General features: G+C 69.6%; 14 protein-coding genes and 1 tRNA gene. 11 read left to right on the forward strand and 4 right to left on the reverse strand.

The window, feature by feature from the left end:
* Window positions 1-82 precede the first annotated feature (82 nt).
* A complete protein-coding gene (locus HQM25_RS07335) occupies window positions 83-5461 on the forward strand; it encodes a cell wall-binding repeat-containing protein (protein WP_172989640.1) in 5379 nt (1792 codons plus the stop codon).
* Window positions 5462-5817: 356 nt separating this feature from the next.
* Here the strand turns inward: HQM25_RS07335 and HQM25_RS07340 are convergent, their stop codons facing one another.
* Both HQM25_RS07340 and HQM25_RS07345 read right to left on the reverse strand, forming a co-directional pair.
* Window positions 5818-6414, reverse strand: coding sequence for a hypothetical protein (locus tag HQM25_RS07340; RefSeq protein WP_172989641.1), 597 nt, complete (start codon window positions 6412-6414; stop codon window positions 5818-5820).
* A gap of 22 nt (window positions 6415-6436) precedes the next feature.
* Window positions 6437-7270 carry an inositol monophosphatase family protein gene (locus HQM25_RS07345; protein WP_254359607.1) on the reverse strand — a complete coding sequence of 278 codons (834 nt, stop codon included), beginning with the start codon at window positions 7268-7270 and terminating at the stop codon, window positions 6437-6439.
* Between the two features lie 95 nt (window positions 7271-7365).
* Between HQM25_RS07345 and HQM25_RS07350 the strand changes: the two genes are divergently transcribed.
* A tRNA-Lys gene (locus HQM25_RS07350) sits at window positions 7366-7438 on the forward strand.
* A gap of 75 nt (window positions 7439-7513) precedes the next feature.
* Here HQM25_RS07350 and HQM25_RS07355 read toward each other — a convergent pair.
* Entirely contained in the window at window positions 7514-8482 is a 969-nt protein-coding gene (locus HQM25_RS07355; protein ID WP_172989642.1) for a squalene cyclase, read from the reverse strand.
* A 191-nt stretch (window positions 8483-8673) separates the two neighbouring features.
* Between HQM25_RS07355 and HQM25_RS07360 the strand changes: the two genes are divergently transcribed.
* Genes HQM25_RS07360 through HQM25_RS07400 form a run of 9 tightly spaced genes read left to right on the forward strand, consistent with a single transcriptional unit; the run spans window position 8674 to window position 17351 of the window.
* Window positions 8674-9876, forward strand: a complete 1203-nt coding sequence (locus HQM25_RS07360; protein ID WP_172989643.1) for a substrate-binding domain-containing protein — start codon at window positions 8674-8676, stop codon at window positions 9874-9876.
* A 19-nt stretch (window positions 9877-9895) separates the two neighbouring features.
* Window positions 9896-10708 (forward strand): ABC transporter ATP-binding protein, encoded by an 813-nt coding sequence (locus HQM25_RS07365; RefSeq protein WP_172989644.1) that lies wholly within the window; start codon window positions 9896-9898, stop codon window positions 10706-10708.
* A complete protein-coding gene (locus HQM25_RS07370; protein WP_172989645.1) occupies window positions 10705-11442 on the forward strand; it encodes an ABC transporter ATP-binding protein in 738 nt (245 codons plus the stop codon). The genes HQM25_RS07365 and HQM25_RS07370 overlap by 4 nt, the downstream gene beginning before the upstream one ends.
* Window positions 11439-12314, forward strand: coding sequence for a branched-chain amino acid ABC transporter permease (locus HQM25_RS07375; RefSeq protein WP_172989646.1), 876 nt, complete (start codon window positions 11439-11441; stop codon window positions 12312-12314). Before HQM25_RS07370 ends, HQM25_RS07375 begins: the two co-directional genes overlap by 4 nt.
* Entirely contained in the window at window positions 12311-13441 is a 1131-nt protein-coding gene (locus tag HQM25_RS07380) for a branched-chain amino acid ABC transporter permease (RefSeq protein ID WP_438803628.1), read from the forward strand. The genes HQM25_RS07375 and HQM25_RS07380 overlap by 4 nt, the downstream gene beginning before the upstream one ends.
* Window positions 13438-14991, forward strand: a complete 1554-nt coding sequence (locus HQM25_RS07385) for a class I adenylate-forming enzyme family protein (RefSeq protein WP_172989647.1) — start codon at window positions 13438-13440, stop codon at window positions 14989-14991. Before HQM25_RS07380 ends, HQM25_RS07385 begins: the two co-directional genes overlap by 4 nt.
* Window positions 14978-15661: a TetR/AcrR family transcriptional regulator gene (locus tag HQM25_RS07390; protein WP_172989648.1), complete on the forward strand. Its 684-nt coding sequence runs from the start codon at window positions 14978-14980 to the stop codon at window positions 15659-15661. Before HQM25_RS07385 ends, HQM25_RS07390 begins: the two co-directional genes overlap by 14 nt.
* Window positions 15658-16410 (forward strand): 3-hydroxybutyrate dehydrogenase, encoded by a 753-nt coding sequence (locus HQM25_RS07395; protein WP_172989649.1) that lies wholly within the window; start codon window positions 15658-15660, stop codon window positions 16408-16410. Before HQM25_RS07390 ends, HQM25_RS07395 begins: the two co-directional genes overlap by 4 nt.
* Window positions 16407-17351, forward strand: coding sequence for an alpha/beta fold hydrolase (locus tag HQM25_RS07400; protein WP_172989650.1), 945 nt, complete (start codon window positions 16407-16409; stop codon window positions 17349-17351). Before HQM25_RS07395 ends, HQM25_RS07400 begins: the two co-directional genes overlap by 4 nt.
* On the opposite strand, the gene HQM25_RS07405 is transcribed toward HQM25_RS07400, so the two are convergent.
* The gene (locus tag HQM25_RS07405) at window positions 17323-18111 is read right to left on the reverse strand and encodes an IclR family transcriptional regulator (RefSeq protein ID WP_172989651.1); all 789 of its coding nucleotides are present in this window, start codon (window positions 18109-18111) and stop codon (window positions 17323-17325) included. The genes HQM25_RS07400 and HQM25_RS07405 overlap by 29 nt on opposite strands.
* Between the last annotated feature and the right edge of the window lie 85 nt (window positions 18112-18196).

The following is an 18196-nucleotide window of genomic DNA, read 5'->3' on the forward strand; positions in this document are numbered from 1 at the left end:
TCACGCAACCGATCCGACTGTCCGTACGCCGTGGGGAAGGGCCGCCGTCGCGGTCCTGGCCGCCGCGGCCATGATCATTACGATGCTGATGGCATCGCCACCACCACCGGCGATAGCCGCGACAGATGACGATCCCTCTTTCGTCCTCACGCAGAACGACCTCGAATTCATCCTCCGCAACATCCAGATCTCCGAGGCCCACGCTGCCGATGTCCTGGATCCCTCGAACTACGAACTCCTCTGCGATCTCCCCGACGATCTCGCGCAGAACTGCGTGAACGACGCAGCCCGCCCCGCGGGCGTGCGCACCGTCGACGGATCGTTCAACAACCTCCTCATCGATCAGTCCGAATTCGGAGCCGCCGACAACGTGTTCCCGCGTCTGCTGGGAACCGAGTGGCGCCAGGCCGACCCGGAGGTGCTCGATCTGGGCTTCGAGGCGAACGCACCCGGCATCAGCGATGCCTGCGACCCCGGCACGACCTGCTACGAGCAGATCGAGGGCAACGTCTACGACGCCCACCCTCGGCAGATCAGCAACCTGATCGTCGACCAGACGACGGACAACCCGGCGATCGTGAACCAGCTCGACGCTGGGACCGCCATCCCGGTTCCCGGCACCAACCGGGTGATCATCCCCAACAGCGCCCCCGACGAGGCCCTCTCCGCCCCGTTCAACACGTTCCTGGGCTTCTTCGGCCAGTTCTTCGACCACGGCCTCGACCTGGTCCGCAAGGGCGGCAACGGCACCCTGATCGTCCCGCTCGATGAGGACGACCCGCTGTTCTGCACGCCCGAGGGCGTTCGCGTCGACGGCATCGACTGCGACCCGGACACGTACTCGAACTTCCTCACGCTCTCCCGCGCGACGCGCTTCGAGGACTCGACCGAGCACACGAACCTGACGTCGCCGTTCATCGACCAGAACCAGACGTACGCGTCGGTGCCCTCTCACCAGGTGTTCCTGCGCGAGTACGAGCTCGTCGACGGAGTCCCGGCAGCGACCGGCCGGCTCATCGAGGGCGTCAACGGCGGAATGTCGAAGTGGCGCGACCTCAAGAACCAGGCGCGCGACATCCTCGGCATCAACCTGACCGACGCCGACCTCCTCGATGTTCCGCAGATCGCGGTCGACCCCTACGGTAACTTCATCCCGGGGGCGAACGGCTACCCGCAGTACGTCGTCGAAGGCGGCGGACTCGTCTCGGCCGCCCCGGGCGGCGTCGACGTGCCAGACAACGTGCTCGGCACCGGTCACGGCTTCCTCGACGACATCGCGCACGGCGCGACGCCGGTCATCGACGACGACGGGAACCTGGTGCCGCGGTTCGACGAGAACGGCGACCCGATCCTCGACGAGAACGGCGAGCCGGTCCTCACCGGTTACGACAATGCGATCCTCAACGAGCACTTCATGGCCGGTGACGGTCGCGTGAACGAGAACATCGGCCTCACCGCGGTGCACCACGTGTTCCACTCCGAGCACAACCGCATGGCCGGTCAGATCGAGGACGTGCTGAACGGGCTGCGTCCCGAGCTCGAGGCGCAGGACTCCGACGAGCGCGGCGGCATCGCCGAGTTCGCGAAGGCCTTCCGCGGCGAGCCGCACAGCTACGCGTCGGACAAGGCGGGAGAAGACCTTCCCGGGTACTTCCCGGCGGGAGGAGACCCGGCGTCGCTCCCGGACGGCTGGAACGCCGATGACTGGAGCTACCACGAGCGTCTGTTCCAGGCGGCGAAGTTCGCCACGGAGATGCAGTACCAGCACCTGGTGTTCGAGGAGTTCGGTCGCAAGATCGCGCCGCAGATCGATCCGATCGTCGGCAACGAGAACTCCTACAACGCCGCGGTCGATGCATCGATCACCGCTGAGTTCGCCCACGTCGTCTACCGCTTCGGCCACTCGCTGATGACCGAGGAGATCGGTCGCGAAGCGGTCGAGGGCGGCGCGCCGATGGAAGATGTGCCGCTGCTCACCGGCTTCCTCAACCCGGAGCTGTTCGATGAGAACGGAACGCTCAGCCCGGACGAGGCGGCAGGATCCCTCATCAACGGCATGACCGGTCGGGTCGGCAGCCAGATCGACGAGCACGTCGTCGATGTGCTGCGCAACAACCTCCTGGGTCTGCCGCTCGATCTGCCCACGATGAACCTCCTGCGCGGACGCGACACCGGTGTGCCGGGTCTGCAGGAAGCTCGCGCGACGTTCTTCGGGGCGACCGGCGATCCGGCTCTCCGTCCGTACACGAGCTGGGACGACTTCGGCCGCAACACCAAGAACGGAGACAACTTCGGTCGCGGTGGCGAGCGTGCGTCGCTGGTCAACTTCATCGCCGCCTACGGCACGCACCCCACGGTGCAGGCCGCGACGACGATCGATGAGAAGCGCGAGGCGGCATCGCTGCTGGTCAACGGTGCACCGGCCGGCCAGGAGTTCACGGTGCGTCTGGCAGGCACCGATCGCTTCCAGACGGCCGCGACGGTGAGCCAGCGCTCCTTCCCGGACGGAGGACCTGTCCCCGTCGCCTACATCACGAACGGCATGAACTTCCCCGACGGTCTGGCCGGCGGTGCCGCCGCTCGTGCGGAAGGCGGTCCGCTGCTGCTCGCGACGCACAGCGTCGACGGTGAGATCCCGTCGGCCACAGCGGCCGAGCTCGCGCGGCTGCAGCCTGAGCGCATCGTGATCCTCGGCGGCACCGGGGCGATCAGCGCCGAGACACAGGCAGTTCTCACGAACTACGCGACGAGCGGAGTGGTTGAGCGTCTGGGTGGAGCGACCCGCTTCGAGACCGCCGTGGCGATCAGTCAGCAGTTCGCGAACCCGGGTGTCGAGCGTGTGTTCGTCGCCAACGGCTTCAACTTCCCCGACGCCCTTTCGGCAGCGGCGGTTGCAGCCCGCGACGGATCACCGATCCTGCTGACGGCTCCGGACGCACTCGATGGAGCGACGCTCGCCGAGATCGACCGGCTCGACCCGACGGAGATCGTTCTGCTCGGGGGTACCGGCGTCGTCGGCCCCAACGTCGAGTCGCAGGTCACAGGCCTCGCGCCGACAGTGACGCGCATCGGTGGCGCAGACCGGTTCATCACCTCGGCGCTCATCAGCGAGACGTACTTCCCGGATGGAGCCGCGTCTGCGTTCATCACGACTGGGTTCAACTTCCCCGATGCGCTTGCTGCTGGCCCCGCTGCGGGTCTCGCAGGGGCCCCGATCCTGGTGAGCTTCCCGACCGTGATCCCGGGCGTAGTGATGACCGAGCTCGACCGGCTCAACCCCTCGCAGATCGCGGTGGTCGGCCTGCTGGGTGCTGTGTCGCTCGCTGCGGAGCAGCAGCTCCAGGTGTTCGCTCCGGCTCCCGTCGAAGCCCCCGCAGACCGACTGGACTTCCTGTTCAGCACGGGTGCCTGGGCCGGGCAGGAGACGGGCCTCGGCGACGTCGACTTCTGGATGGGCGGACTCGCGGAGCGGCTCGATCCGTTCGGCGGCATGCTGGGGTCGACGTTCAACTACGTGTTCGAGACGCAGCTCGAGAAGCTCCAGTTCGGTGACCGGTTCTACTACCTGTTCCGCAACCAGGGCGAGCAGCTGTTCGCGGCGCTGGAGGGCAACACCTTCAGCGACCTCATCCAGAGGAACACGGACGCGTCCAACCTGCCGGCCGACATCTTCGCCCTGCAGGACCCGATCGTCGACATCGACGAGCAGGCTGCGCTTCCCGCCGGTGAGCGGGAGCCGGGGCTGAGCCTCATCAACGGGCAGTGGCGGTGGCAGACCGACGCGCACGTCGAGATGCACGGCACCGCGGGCGATGACAACCTGCGCGGCGATGAGGGTGACGACAGCATCTGGGGTTACGACGGCAACGACCGGATCGAAGGCGGATCCGGAAACGACGCCCTCGTCGGCGGCCTGGGTGACGACATCCTGACCGACTCCTTCGGTGACGACAACATCAAGGGAAAGCAGGGCAACGACGCGATCAACACGGGTTCGGGCATCGACCTCGCGATCGGCGGTCTCGGTGACGACTTCATGGTCGACGGCGGTGGAGAGGCTTCGACCTACTTCGCCGGCATCGGAGATGACATCATCCTCGGCACGACCGGCCGGATCACCGTCTTCGGCGGCGAGTTCGACGACTGGCTCGAGGGCGGCGGCCACGCCGACCTCCTCCAGGGCGACAACGGCGATCAGTTCCAGAACGACACGCTCGGCGGCAATGACGTCGTGCTCGGTCGCCTCGGAAACGACGACGTGGAGGGCGAGGGCGGCGACGACATCATCGTCGGCACCCAGGTCGGCACGAACCGCCACCTCGGCGGTCTCGGATGGGACTGGCTGACCTACTACGGTCAGACCGCGAACGTCACCGCCGACATGGCCTTCACCCGCCTGTTCGAGCCGAACAACCCGCTGCGCTCGCGCTACGAGCAGCTCGAGGCCCTCTCGGGCGGGTCGGGCAACGACACGCTGCGCGGGCCGCTCGTCGCCCAGGAGTTCGCGCCGAACGAACTGCCGCACACGCAGGCGACCGAGGCGTCCCTCCAGCTGGTGGACGGCCTGGTCGAGATGCTGCGGCCGACGGTCGACGGAGTCCCGCAGGACTTCTCGACGCCGTTCATGCGAGGCACCGACCCGACCGACATCGTGGGCATGAGCCTGCCGATCATCGGCGGACCGGGCAACGACCTCATCGAGGGTCGCGGCGGCGATGACTACATCGACGGCGACGCGATGCTCCGGGTGCGGCTGACCGCCGGCGGGAACTTCTTCGACAGTGCAGCCCAGCTGCGTGCCGCAGTGTTCGCCGGCCAGCTCAACCCCGGCGACATCGACATCGCCCGCGACATCGTGGTCGATCCGAACGCGGCGACGGCGATCGACACCGCGATGTACGTCGGATCGGTTGCCGACTACCTCGTCGAGCCGATCGGATCGCTCACCTCGGGCTACACCCGGGTGACGCACACCGCGGCGACCACGCCGGCCAACAACACCGGTACGGATGTGCTGCACGGCATCGAGCGGATCCAGTTCGCCGACGCCTGCATCCAGATCACGGCCGGCGGCGACTGGGTCAACTGCAACAACCAGGTCGTGGCGGTCGTCATGGACAGCACCGACCCGGTCGAGGGAACCCCGGTGACCGCGCAGCTGTTCCAGTCGACGTCCCTCGGGGTCGCAACGGCCACGCCGTTCGACACCACCGGCGTCACCAACCTCCGCTTCACGTGGTGGGGTGGCGACGGCGAGGCGCCGAACGCGATCACGGACTGGCAGCCGCTCATCAACCCGCTGGGCTCGTCGTCTCCGACGTACGTCCCCGACGCGGACTCGGTGGACCTCTACCTCCGGGTCGTGGTGAGTCTCGTAGGCGCCGACAGCGTCTACCGACAGGCCGCATCTCCGATCTCGGACACCCCGGTGCTCGGGACGGTGACGCCGCCGGAGCCGTAGACCGGTGATGACAGGCGGGCCCGGGAGCAGTCCCGGGCCCGCCTCACACCCAAAGCTCCACAGCGCAACTCAGAGCCACCCCGTTGGCACATCGTCGAGAGGAGACGCAGCGACATCAGTCACCGCACGCGCCCCCAACGTAGGCGGTGCCGCATCGGAGCACGCGGGGGAGAGGGGCGACCGCAGACGTCGATTCGTCGAACGGTCGCCGTGCGACCCGCTCCCGCAGGCTCTGGGCACGTCGCGTGGGATGCCCACCCCACCGGCAGGACCCCGCGATGTGTCAACGGGGCTTCACGACAACGGAGGGCCGGATCATCAGATCCGGCCCTCCGTTGGTGCGCCGGCACGAGAGGTCAGCCGCGGGGCCAGTCGATGAGCACCAGGCCCTGCTTGGTATCGGCGAAGGTGACCACGCCGTCGCCGAACAGGTAGGTCATGCCGTACCCGTCGTCGTCGGTGGCGATCGTCGTCTGCGAGTTCTCGGTGATGTACACGCCCGATGAGCCGTCCTCGCGCTGCCACCCCTGCGCGATGAGCTGGTCCTGGGCCGACTCGGCCTCCTCGGCGCTGATCGGACCCCAGCCGAACATCTGCAGGTGGTCTCCCGCGGGGCCCTCGAAGTCGGCCCAGACGCACTGGATGCCGTCGGTGAGCTCGAGATCGCCGATGTAGAACGGGTCCTCGCGCACCGTCCAGCCGATCTCCTCGAAGTCGGCGACGAGCGACGCGGAGATCAGGGTCTCGCAGGTGGGGGCGTCGCCGGGCTCCGGCTGCTCGTCGGCGGGCTCGAGCGTGGCCTCCGGTGCGGGCGCCTCCGTCTCGGTGGTGACGGTCGTGGGCTCGGTGTCGGGCTGGGATTCGGGTGCGGCGGCTCCGGCGCAGGAGGCGAGGAGGAGCGTCGCCGCGACGAGGCCGATCGGCGCGAGAACGCGCGGGTGAAGACGGGGCATGGGGGGACTCCGTGTCGGGGATTCAGGTTCGGGTGGAGTGGAGCAGGTGCAGGAAAGTCTGGTGCAGAATGCCGTTGGTCGCGAGCGCGGAACGGTCCGAGAGCGTGTCGTCGCCGTCGAACGAGGTGAAGCGGCCACCGGCCTCGTGCACGATCGGCACGTGCGCGGCGATGTCGTACTCCTTGACACCGAACTCGGCGACGAACTCGAGCCGCCCCTCGGCCAGCAGCATGTACGGCCATGCATCGCCGTAGCCGCGGTCACGCCAGACAGCGCGGGTGAGCCTCAGCAGGTCGTCGGCGCGACCGACGTCGTCCCACTGCTGGACGCTCTGGAAGCTGACGCTGGCGCTCTCCAGCGATGCGACGTCCGAGACCCGGAGCCGAGCCGATCCGCCATCGGGCGTATTCGTCCACGCGCCCTGGCCCGTCGCCGCCCACCACCGCCGACCGATCGCGGGCTGGCTGACGACGCCCACGCGGGGAACGCCGTCGATGACCAGCGCGATGAGCGTCGCCCACATCGGAATGCCCTTGAGGTAGTTCGCCGTGCCGTCGATGGGGTCGATGATCCATTGGCGTCGCGAGGCGCCCGAGACGCCGAGCTCCTCGCCGAACACGGCATCGTCGGGGCGGTCTTTTTCGAGCAGACCGCGGATCGCCCGTTCCGTCGCAAGGTCGGCTTCGGTGACGTGCGAGGCGTCGGGCTTCAGCGAGACCTCCAGGTCGGCCGCGTCGAAGCGGTTCATCGATGCCCGATCCGCCGCGTCAGCGAGGCGCAGCGCCAGCGCCAGATCCTCCGAGAGATCGCCGGGGAACGGCGTGTCGTAGGCGCCGGTCGGGTGGGGGGAACTCACGAGTATCAAGGATACGTGGCCGGACCCGGCCTCGATTTCGCGATACTCAATCGTGATGCTAATGTTGATCCTCGGTTCGCCACGTTGCGAACTGAGCGCCTCTAGCTCAATCGGCAGAGCAACTGACTCTTAATCAGTGGGTTCAGGGTTCAAGTCCCTGGGGGCGCACAGCCACCGAAAGGGCTCCGGAAACGGAGCCCTTTCGCCTTTCTCGCTCCCGCTCAGGCCCGCCGAGCGGGCCGATCACTGCGCGGCATCCCACCAGGAGAGCACCCGCGTGGCGAACAGCGTCAGCCAGCGCGAGGGTTCGCCCTCGGCGACGTCGACATCGAACCACGTGCGCCCCGCGAGCGGGGCGGACTGCAGCCACCGACCGTCCTCCCGCCGTGCGGCCCGCACGACTTCGATCGCCTCCGCGAGCCGCGGATCGGGGGGTGTGTCGTCGGCGAGGGAAGCGGCGCGGAAGTAGTCCAGCGCCGCCAGCGCGCTGTACCGGTGGCGGTTCGGGTACACGAATCGGGTGACGAAGTCGCCGACCGGCTCGCCCGTCGAGGCGCGGTACATCAGCCGACGTGTGAGCAGGTACTCCTCGCCGCTGCGCCGTGCGTCGCGCAGGCCGGGGTCGCCGGTGAGCTGCTCGTACGCGAGCATCCCGCGCAGCGCGTTGAGCGTGGAGTGGAACGAGGAGCGCACCGAATCGCCCTCCTCGGCCTCGCAGTTCCAGCCGCCGTCGGCCAGCCGATGAGCCGGGAACCACGCCGCGAGGTCGGTGACGTCCGCACCGAGCCAGGCGCCCGCCGCGAGCGTGTACGAGTTGATGCACACATCGACCTCGCCGCCCCAGTAGGGGAGATCGTCGTAGTCCCATCGACTGTTCACCGCGAGCCTGCGGGCGGTGTCCGTGAGCGCGGCCGCGTCGAGCCCCCACTCTCGCAGGTCCTTGAGCACCCACGTCGTCGCGATCCACGGCTGGCCAGGCTGTTGCGGCTCATCGCTGTCGAAGAAGCCGGCGGGGAAGAAGGAACCCCCGGCCCACTGGCCGTCGGCGTCCTGCAGCGCAAGCAGCCGCGCACCGAAGCCCTCGGTGCGAACGCGTGCTCGGGTGGCTTCCCAGACCTCGGGCGGGGCGCCGAGCAGGTCGCGCTCGACCTGCCACCGCAGAGCCGGATCCGAGTCGAGGAGCCAGTCCCGCAGCGTCTCGTCGATCGTCATACCCGCACGCTACCGACGGCCGCCGACGTTCCGGAAGCGGTCGGGCAGGTCGCGATTCGGTAACGACGCCCGGCGAACACCGTGCTCAACTTGACGGCGACGCGCTCCCGTTCTTAGATTGCAGACACCTGAATCAGTTTTCAGGTAGCCCTCCCGGGCACCACCCCCTTCCAATGGTGAAAGGCACGCACATGCGGGTTACGAAGAAGTTGCTCCTGGGGTCCGTGGTCGCCACGGCCGCCCTCGTCCTGGCGGCGTGCGCGCCGAACACGGCCGCTCCCGCCGGAGACGCCACCGAAGACGCCGGGCCCAGCGAGATCACGGTCGGCATCGTCACGAGCGAGACCGGACCGCTCGCCAGCTATGGCAAGCAGTACCTCGACGCCTTCGAGGCCGGGCTCGACTACGCGACCGGCGGAACCGGTGAGATCGACGGCACCACGATCGTCGTCGAGAATCGCGACGACGCGGGCGACGCCGACAAGGCCGTCACCGCCGTCAAGGAGCTCATCGGCTCCGGCGTGAACATCATCGCCGGCACGGCGTCGTCGGGCGTGGCCCTCGCCGTGGCCGAGCAGGCCGCCCAGAACAAGGTCCTCTACATCTCCGGTCCCGCGGCTGCGGACGCGATCACGGGCATCAACGAGTACACCTTCCGCTCGGGCCGTCAGAGCGCGCAGGACGTCGCGACAGCCGGCACCTTCCTCGACGACGTCGAGGGCAAGACCGTCGCGGTCTTCGCGCAGGACAGCGCGTTCGGACAGGGCAACGCGGCGGCGGTCGAGGCGATCCTGGGCGCCAAGGGCGCGACCGTGACGCCGGTGCTCGTCGCCGAGGACGTCACGGAGTTCACGCCGTTCGCGCAGCAGGTGCTCGCGGCATCTCCGGATCTGGTCTTCGTGGCCTGGGCCGGCGCCACGTCGGGGGCCATGTGGCAGGCGATGAGCCAGCAGGGTGTGCTCGATGAGATCCCGGTCGTGACGGGTCTCGGTGATGCGGCCACCTTCGGCGCGTACGGCGAGGCCTCGGAGAAGATCAACTTCCTCAACCACTACTTCTCCGGCGCGCCCGACAACGATGTGAACGCCGAGATGGTCGACGCGATCGAGGCCGCAGGCGGCACCGCTGACCTGTTCAGCCCCGACGGCTTCAACGCCGCCATCATGATCGTGCACGCGATCCAGGAGGGCGCCGGCGACGTGGACGCCATGGTCGCTGCCCTCGAGGGCTTCGAGTTCGACGGCCCGAAGGGCACGATGACGGTCCGCGAGAGCGACCACGCGCTCATCCAGGACATGTACCAGGTCAAGCTCGTCGCCGACGGCGGCTCCTTCGTGCCCGAGCTCATCGACACGGTGTCGGCCGACGAGGTCGCGCCCGCCGAAGCGCAGTGACCCGAGGCGGTCCCGCAGCATGAGCATCCCCACCCCGTCCGCGCCCGGCGCAGCGGCTACGCTGCCGACCGGGTCCGGTTCCCGCCTCACCGTCGAGGGCCTCGGCCTGCAGATCGGCGGGGCGACCATCCTGAAAGATGTCGGGCTCGACATCGCCGCCGGCTCGCTGGTCGGCGTGATCGGCCCCAATGGCGCCGGCAAGACCACGCTGTTCAACGTGATCTCCGGCCTCATGAAGCCCACGGCAGGACGCATCCTGCTCGACGGGCGCGATATCACGATGGACTCCGTGCCCGCGCGTGCGCGGGCGGGAGTGGGGCGCACCTTCCAGACCTCCAGCATCTTCCCGCGGCTCACCGTGCTCGAGAACGTGCGGCTGGCGGCACAGGTCGTCCACGGCGGCTCGGCCTCGCTGCTGCGATTCCCTCGGAAAGGGGATGCCGCGACCACGGCCGCTCTGGAGAAGCTCGCCGCCGTCGGACTCGACCACAAGCTCGACGCCGCGGCCGGTGACATCTCCCACGGGGACAAGCGCAAGCTCGAGATCGCGGTGCTGCTGGCCACCGACGCGAGCATCGTGCTGCTCGACGAGCCGATGGCAGGTGTCGGGTCGGGCGACGTGCCCGGGCTCGTGGAGAACATCCGCGCGATGCAGCGCGAGAAGGGATGCACCGTGCTGATGGTCGAGCATCACATCGACGTGCTCATGGGGCTCGTCGAGAAGGTGGCGGTCATGTACTTCGGCACGATCATCGCCTACGACACCCCTCAGAACGTGATGAACGACCCCCTCGTGCAGAGCGCATACCTCGGAACGGGGACGACGGCATGACCGACAGCATCCTGAGCGTGCGCGGACTGCGCTGCACGATCGCCGGCCAGCAGGTCGTGGAGGACGTCAGCTTCGACGTCCCGGCCACCGGCATCACGGCGGTGCTCGGCCGCAACGGCGTCGGCAAGACCTCGACGCTGCGCGGCATCCTCGGCCTGATCCACCGTCGCGGCGAGGTGGTCCTCGCGGGCGATCGCATCGACACGCTCCCCACGCACCGCATCGTTCGTCGCGGCGTGGGCTACGTGCCGGAGGACCGCGAAGTCTTCGCCAAGCTCTCCGTGGCCGAGAACCTCGCGCTCGCCGAGCGTCAGAAGTCTCCACGCCGCGAGTTCGTCGACGCGCTGTTCCCCGACCTGGTCGCCCGGCGCGAGCAGCCCGCGGGCACACTCTCGGGCGGTCAGCAGCAGATGGTCTCGGTGGCGCGGGCTCTCCTCAACGACAACCAGCTCCTCCTCGTCGACGAGCCGACCAAGGGCCTCGCGCCGAAGATCGTCACCGAGGTCGCCGACGCGCTCGCCGAAGCATCCAAGACGGTCCCGATCCTGCTCGTCGAGCAGAACCTCGAGGTCGTGCGCCGCCTCGCCGACGACGCGATCGTGATCGGGGGCGGCCGTGTCGTGCACGTCGGCAAGGCCCGCGACATCCTCGACGACGACGATCTGACGCGGCGTCTGCTGGGCGTGCACGCCGAGCCGTCAGCCCACCACGAGTCACCGGAGCCTCGCGCATGAGCACCCTCGTCCTCACCCTCGTCACCGGCGTCGGCCTCGGCGCCCTCTACTTCCTCGTCGCGAGCGGCCTGAGCCTCATCTACGGGCTCATGCACGTGCTGAACTTCGCGCACGGCGCCTTCCTCACGCTGAGCGCCTTCATCGGCTGGATGGTCGCGCAGTCGCTCGGCACGGACTCGTGGGGCTCGTTCCTGCTGTCGATCCTCGTCGGCGCCGGTGTCGGCGCGGTCTTCGCCACCCTCACCGAGCTCGTCCTCATCCGGCCGCTGTACGAGCGCCACATCGAGCAGGTCCTCGTCACGGTCGGCCTCTCCTTCGCGGCCGTCGCGCTGTTCGAGGGGATCTGGGGCACCGATCCCATCCACATCGCCGGTCCGCCCTGGCTGCGCCAGACGACGGAGGTGCTGGGGGCCCGCATCCCGAACACCTACTGGGTGCTCATGATCGCCGCCGCGCTCGTGCTGGCCGCGCTGGTCATCTTCCTCCAGAAGACCCGCTACGGCATGATCATCCGCGCGGGCGTGGAGAACCGGTCCATGGTGACGGCGCTGGGCATCGATGTGCGGCGCTCCTTCACCCTCGTGTTCGCCATCGGCGGCGCGGCGGCCGGCATCGGCGGAGTGCTGGCCATGCACTACTCGACGTTCGTCTCGGCGCATCTGGGTGCGACACTGCTGATCTTCGCGTTCATCGTGACCGTGGTCGGCGGACTGGGCTCGCTCACCGGCGCCGCCGTGGCCTCCGTGCTGGTGGCGGTGCTCCAGCAGGTCGCCAACTCCTACCTCGGCGGCACGGGCGACTTCATCGTCGTGATCCTGCTCGCCGTCGTGCTGCTGGTGCGGCCGACCGGACTCCTGGGGAAGAAGGCATGACCATGCAGAATGCGACCTCGGGCGGCATCCGCCGCTTCATCCCGGCCCTGGGCGGCGCGGCTCTCGTCATCCTCATGGCGCTGCTGCCGCTGCTGAACATCTCGATCCCCGGCGTGCTGCCCACCCCCACCTACCAGCCGGGCACGCTCGCCCTGCTCTCCCTGTGCATGGTGTTCGCCTCTCTCGCGCTGTCGTACAACCTGCTGCTGGGCAGTGCCGGGATGCTGTCCTTCGGCCACGCACTGTACTTCGGCGCCGGCGCATACGGCCTCGGGATCGCGCTGGAGCACTTCGGCGTGCCGCTGTGGCCGGGCGTGTTCCTGGCGCTCGTGGGCGGCATGCTCATCGCGCTGCTCACCGGCGCGGTGGCCATGCGCGTGTCGGGCATCCCCTTCGCGATGGTCACCCTCGCTTTCGCGCAGGCGGGCTCCGTGCTGGTCCGCCGCAATTCGCAGGTGACCGGCGGCGAAGAGGGCCTGAGCCTGAACACCGAACACGTCCCCGACATCCTGATCGGCGTGATCAACACGCGCAACCTCTACTGGTTCACTCTCGCCGTGCTCGTCACCGTGTATCTCGTCACCCTGTGGGTGGACTCGTCGCGACTGGGCCACCTGGCGCGCGCCTCGCGCGAGAACGAGCAGCGTGTGCGGGTGCTGGGGCTGCAGCCTTACCGCGTCAAGCTGGTGATCTTCGTCGTCGCGGCCGTGCTGGCGAGCCTCGCCGGCGTCGCGTACATGCTGCTGCAGTCGGGAACGGTTCCCCGGTCCGTCTCCGCCGATCTCACGATCACGATCCTCGTCATGGTGGTTCTCGGTGGCGTCGGGTTCCGCTGGGGTGCCATCGTGGGGGGTGTGCTCTACACGCTGCTGGACCAGCGGCTCACGGTTCTGGCCGGGTCGGAGATGATCGCGGGACTTCCGGATGTGCTGCGCGTGCCGCTGTCGGAGCCCCTGTTCCTGCTCGGCGTGCTCTTCATCCTCGTCGTCATGTTCCTGCCCGGCGGCATCGCCGGCACGATCGACGCCGCGCTGCGTCGCCGTCGAGGCGAGCGCACCCGCGGCGATCTGCAGCAGCTCGACGACGCGGCGGACCGCGACCGCGAGCCCGAGGTGGTGCGGGCGTGAGCTGGGACGACGGGATCGACGACGGCGCGCACACGATCGGCCGCTGGCTGACCGATCGCGCCGCGGCATCCCCTCGACGCATTGCGATCGACGATCGAGGCGTCACGACCGATTACGCCGCGCTGGCGGCGCGCGCCACGGCCCTGGCGGCACGACTGCGCGCCGCAGGGTTCGGCCCGGGACACCGCATCGCGACGGTGTCGGGCAACTCCACCGACCATGTGGTGGCCTTCTTCGCCTGCGCGCTCATAGGCGCCGCGTTCGTCCCGCTGTCGTGGCGGCTGACCCCCCGCGAGCTCGGCGACGCCCTCGAGCGGGCGAACCCGGCCCTGCTGCTGGTCGAGGACGAGTACGCTGCGCTCGCCGACGCGGGCCTGCGGCTCGCCGCCGCCCGGCCCCCGGTCGCCCCGCTCGGATCCCTCGGGATCGAATCCTCGGCGCCGGCGTGCGCCGACCCCGTCGCGGCGCGTCCGGTACGCGACGACGACCCGCTGCTGGTCATCTTCACCTCGGGCAGCGAGGCGGCGCCCAAGGGCGTGGTGCTCACGCACGCCAACTGCTTCTGGAACAACCTCGCGCTCGGTCAGGCTCTGCCGCTCACGCAGGACGACGTGGTGCTCGCGATGCTGCCGCAGTTCCACATCGCCGCCTGGAACTGCCAGCCGCTGCTGGCGTGGTGGGTGGGTGCGACCGTCGTGCTCGAGCGCTCCTTCCAGCCGGCACGGGCTCTCCAGCTGATCCGCGAGCGCCGGGTGACGGCGATGATGGGCGTGCCGACCCAGTACGCCATGCTCGCCGCCGACCCGGGGTGGGCGGCCGCCGAGGTCGGAACGCTGACCCAGGCGCTGGTCGGCGGAGCGACGATGCCGCCGTCGGTGCGGCAGGCGTGGCTCGAGCACGGCGTGCCGCTCACGCAGGGCTACGGCCTCACTGAGGCCGCGCCCAACGTGCTGTACCTGCCCGCCGCCGAGGCGGCCGAGCACCCGGGCGCCGTGGGCCGCCCGTACCCGCATGTCTCGGTGCGGCTCACCGACCCCGACACCGGTCTCGTCCTCGAGGGCGCGGCGACGGGCGAGGTGTGGGTGCGGGGTCTGAGCGTGTTCTCCGGCTATCTCGGCGATCCTGAGGCCACCGCTGCCGCGCTCGACGGCGACTGGCTCCGCACCGGCGACCTGGCGCGGCGCGACGAGGCGGGACGGTACTCGATCGTCGACCGGCTGAAGGACATCTACATCTCGGGCGGTGAGAACGTCGCTCCCGCTGAGGTCGAGCACGCGCTGCGGCTGCATCCCCTGATCGATCAGGCAGCCGTCGTGGGCGTCCCCGATCCGGTGTGGGGAGAGCGCGGCGTCGCCTTCGTCGTCCCGGTCGCCGGGCGGGTCCTCTCGGTCGACGAGGTTCTCGCGCACGCGCGGCAGACGCTCGCCGCGTTCAAGGTTCCGGTGCGCGTGGAGTTCGTCGACGACCTCCCTCGGTCGGCCATCGACAAGATCGCGCGCTCCCGCCTGCGCGCCCGCGCCGTCGGAAGGACCTCCCATGCCGCTCAGTGAAGACCTCACGGCCGACGATGCCGTCGCCGTCTCCTCCGCCACCGGCAAGCCGCTCACCAAGCGCGGCGAGGCGACGCGCGGACGCCTGCTCGAAGCCGCCGAGGCGGTGTTCGCCGAGCAGGGCTACCACGAGGCGTCGATCGTGAAGATCACGGAGCGCGCCGGCATCGGACTCGGCACGTTCTATCTCTACTTCGACAGCAAGCAGACGATCTTCGAGGCGCTCGTCATCGATCTGAACCGTCGCGTGCGCCATTCGATGACCGAGGCGATGGCGGGAGCGTCATCGCGGCTCGAGGCCGAACGTGCCGGGTTCGCGGGATTCTTCCGCTTCACCGCCGAGCACCCGGCGCTGTACCGGGTCGTGCGCGAAGCGGAGTTCGTCTCACCCGAGGTGCTGCGCCTGCACTACACCCGCATCGTCGAGGGGTACGAGGCGGGCCTGCGCGCCGCGCAGTCCGCCGGCGATGTGGATGCCGCGCTCGACCCGGAGACGACGGCGTGGGCGCTCATGGGCATGGGTGAGCTGATCGGCATGCGCTTCCTCCTGTGGGAGCGGGATGCCGAGGGCAACCCGCCGCGCGAGCTGGATCCCGCCGTCTTCGCGGCCATGGCCCGCTTCATCGACAACGCACTCGCCCCCCGCGGGCAGGAAGGCGGTCCCGCATGACCGATCAGGACCTCACCGGGCGCCGCGCGCTCGTCACCGGCGGTGCCAGCGGCATCGGCCTCGCCTGCGCGCACGAATTCGCCGGCCGCGGTGCGCACGTGATCATCGCCGACCTCAACGCGGAGGCGGCGAGCGAGGCGGCTGCCGCCGTCGGGGGAGAGGCCTGGGCGGTCGACCTGTCCGACACCGCCGCGCTCGAGGACCTCACCCTCGACGTCGACATCCTCGTCAACAACGCGGGGATCCAGCGCGTGAGCCCGATCACCGAGTTCGATCCCGCGGCGTTCCGGCTGCTGCTGCGTCTCATGCTCGAGTCGCCGTTCCTGCTCATCCGCGCAGCCCTCCCGGCGATGTACGAGCGGGGCTGGGGCCGCGTGATCAACATCTCCAGCGCCCACGGCCTGCGCGCGTCGGCGTTCAAGTCGGCCTACGTCTCGGCCAAGCACGGACTCGAAGGGCTGTCGAAGGTGACGGCGCTCGAGGGCGGAGCGCACGGGGTGACGAGCAACTGCATCAACCCGGCGTACGTCCGCACGCCACTGGTCGAGAAGCAGATCGCCGATCAGGCCACGGTCCACGGCATCCCCGAGAGCGAGGTCGTCGAGAAGATCATGCTCACCGAGACGGCGGTCAAGCGCCTGGTCGAGGCCGACGAGGTCGCCTCGCTCGCCGGCTGGCTCGCCTCCGACAAAGCCGGCATGGTCACCGGCGCCTCGTACACGATGGACGGCGGGTGGACGGCACGATGAGCGGGCACAGCTATCGCGAGGTGGATGTCCAGGTCGACGGCGGCGCGCTGCGCGCCGGGGTCTGGGAGCCGGATGCCGCACCCGGCGCGCACGGCGCGCCCACGGTGCTCCTGATCCACGGGGTCACCTCATCGCACCTCGCCTGGCCGTTCGTCGTGGAGCGGCTCCCCGGCGTGCGCGTCATCGCGCCCGACCTGCGCGGGCGCGGACGCAGCAACGACCTGTCCGGCCCCGCCGGCATGGCTGCGCACGCCGACGACCTGGCGGCCCTCCTCGACGCACTGGGCGTCGCGCAGACGCTCGTGGTGGGTCACTCCATGGGCGGCTTCGTCTCGGTGGTGCTCGCACACCGGCATCCCGAGCTCGTGTCGCGGCTGGTGCTCGTCGACGGCGGGATGCCGCTGGATGTGCCCGCCGGCCTGGATGCCGACACCCTCGTCGCAGGGATCCTCGGCCCCACCGCGCAGCGCCTCGGGATGAGGTTCGCCACGGCGTCGGACTACCTCGACTTCTGGCGCCGCCACCCGGCGTTCGCGCACGACTGGTCGCCCGAGCTCGAGGCCTACCTCGCCTACGACCTGGTGGACGACGGCGACGGGGCGCTGCGCCCGGCGACGAGCTACCAGACCACCGCCGAGGACACCGTCGACATGAACACGGGGGAGGCGCTGCCGGCGGCGCTCGGCGCCCTGAGGCATCCCACGGTGCTGCTCACGGTGCCGCGCGGCCTCCAGGACGAGCCGCCCGGCCTCTACTCCGCGGACTACCTCGACGGCATCCTGGGCGCGTTCGGCGCCGTGGCGCATCGGCGGATCCCGGGGTTCAACCACTACACGATCGTGCTGTCGGCCGCCGGTGCGGAGGTGGTCGCCGCGGTGATCCGCGCCGAGCTCTCCGCGGCCGCCGCGGAGGTCAGCGACTCGTCGCGATACGCGTTGTGAGCTGGTGGGCGTGCGCCAGGAGCGCGCGCCCGAGCTCGGGAAGGCGATCCGCGCCGAACCGGAACTCCACCCCGGTGAGGCTCAACGCCCACTGCGGGTGACCCTCGCGGCTGAACACCGCGGCCCCCATGCCCCAGCTGCCTTCCACGATGAGGCCCGGGTTCACGGCGTAGCCGCGCTCCTGGGTCTCCCGCATCCGCGTGCGCAGGCGCGGCTCGGCGTGCGACGCCCCCCATCGGTCGCTGAGCGCCGGGTGCCGCTCGAAATACGCGTCCACATCGTGGGTGGGGAGGAAGGCGAGGATCGCGAGCCCCGCCGACGCCACGCCGAGCGGAAAGCGCACACCCTCCGACAGGACGAAGGACCGGATGGGGAAGCTCCCCTCCTCGCGCAGCAGGCAGACGGTCTCATCGCCCCGGCGCACCGAGAGGAACGCGCTCTCCTCGGTGCGCACCGCCAGGGACCGCACGATGTCGCGGGCGATCGCGGTGATGTCGTACCGCGCGGCGGCGACGGTTCCCATGAGGTAGAGCTCGGGGCCCGGCATCCACCGTCCGCTCCGGTCGTCCTGGTCGACGAGGCCCTCGTTGCGCAGCGCGGTGAGGAGGCGGTGCGTCGTCGGCCGGGTCAGGTCGGCGCGTCGCGCCAGGTCCGCGGCCGCCAGCCCCGCTTCGCCCGCTCCCGAGACCAGGCGCAGCAGCCGCGCGGCGCGCGCGACCGACTGCGCGCCCGGAACCGAACGGGTCGAACTGTTGTCCACGATATGGACGCTACGACGAATTGTCTCCACATCGCAAGCGCGGGCGTGCGTTCGGGCGATCGTCGTCGCACGATAGGGGAGGATC

This window comes from Microbacterium hominis (assembly GCF_013282805.1).
Lineage (GTDB): Bacteria > Actinomycetota > Actinomycetes > Actinomycetales > Microbacteriaceae > Microbacterium > Microbacterium hominis_B.

Coding starts and splice junctions, on each gene's coding strand:
- HQM25_RS07395 (WP_172989649.1), top strand. CDS start 15,658: ATGACCGATCAGGACCTCACCGGGCGCCGCGCGCTCGTCACCGGCGGT.
- HQM25_RS07360 (WP_172989643.1), top strand. CDS start 8,674: ATGCGGGTTACGAAGAAGTTGCTCCTGGGGTCCGTGGTCGCCACGGCC.
- HQM25_RS07390 (WP_172989648.1), top strand. CDS start 14,978: ATGCCGCTCAGTGAAGACCTCACGGCCGACGATGCCGTCGCCGTCTCC.
- HQM25_RS07340 (WP_172989641.1), bottom strand. CDS start 6,414: ATGCCCCGTCTTCACCCGCGCGTTCTCGCGCCGATCGGCCTCGTCGCG.
- HQM25_RS07370 (WP_172989645.1), top strand. CDS start 10,705: ATGACCGACAGCATCCTGAGCGTGCGCGGACTGCGCTGCACGATCGCC.
- HQM25_RS07335 (WP_172989640.1), top strand. CDS start 83: ATGCTGATGGCATCGCCACCACCACCGGCGATAGCCGCGACAGATGAC.
- HQM25_RS07355 (WP_172989642.1), bottom strand. CDS start 8,482: ATGACGATCGACGAGACGCTGCGGGACTGGCTCCTCGACTCGGATCCG.
- HQM25_RS07365 (WP_172989644.1), top strand. CDS start 9,896: ATGAGCATCCCCACCCCGTCCGCGCCCGGCGCAGCGGCTACGCTGCCG.
- HQM25_RS07380 (WP_438803628.1), top strand. CDS start 12,311: ATGACCATGCAGAATGCGACCTCGGGCGGCATCCGCCGCTTCATCCCG.
- HQM25_RS07375 (WP_172989646.1), top strand. CDS start 11,439: ATGAGCACCCTCGTCCTCACCCTCGTCACCGGCGTCGGCCTCGGCGCC.
- HQM25_RS07400 (WP_172989650.1), top strand. CDS start 16,407: ATGAGCGGGCACAGCTATCGCGAGGTGGATGTCCAGGTCGACGGCGGC.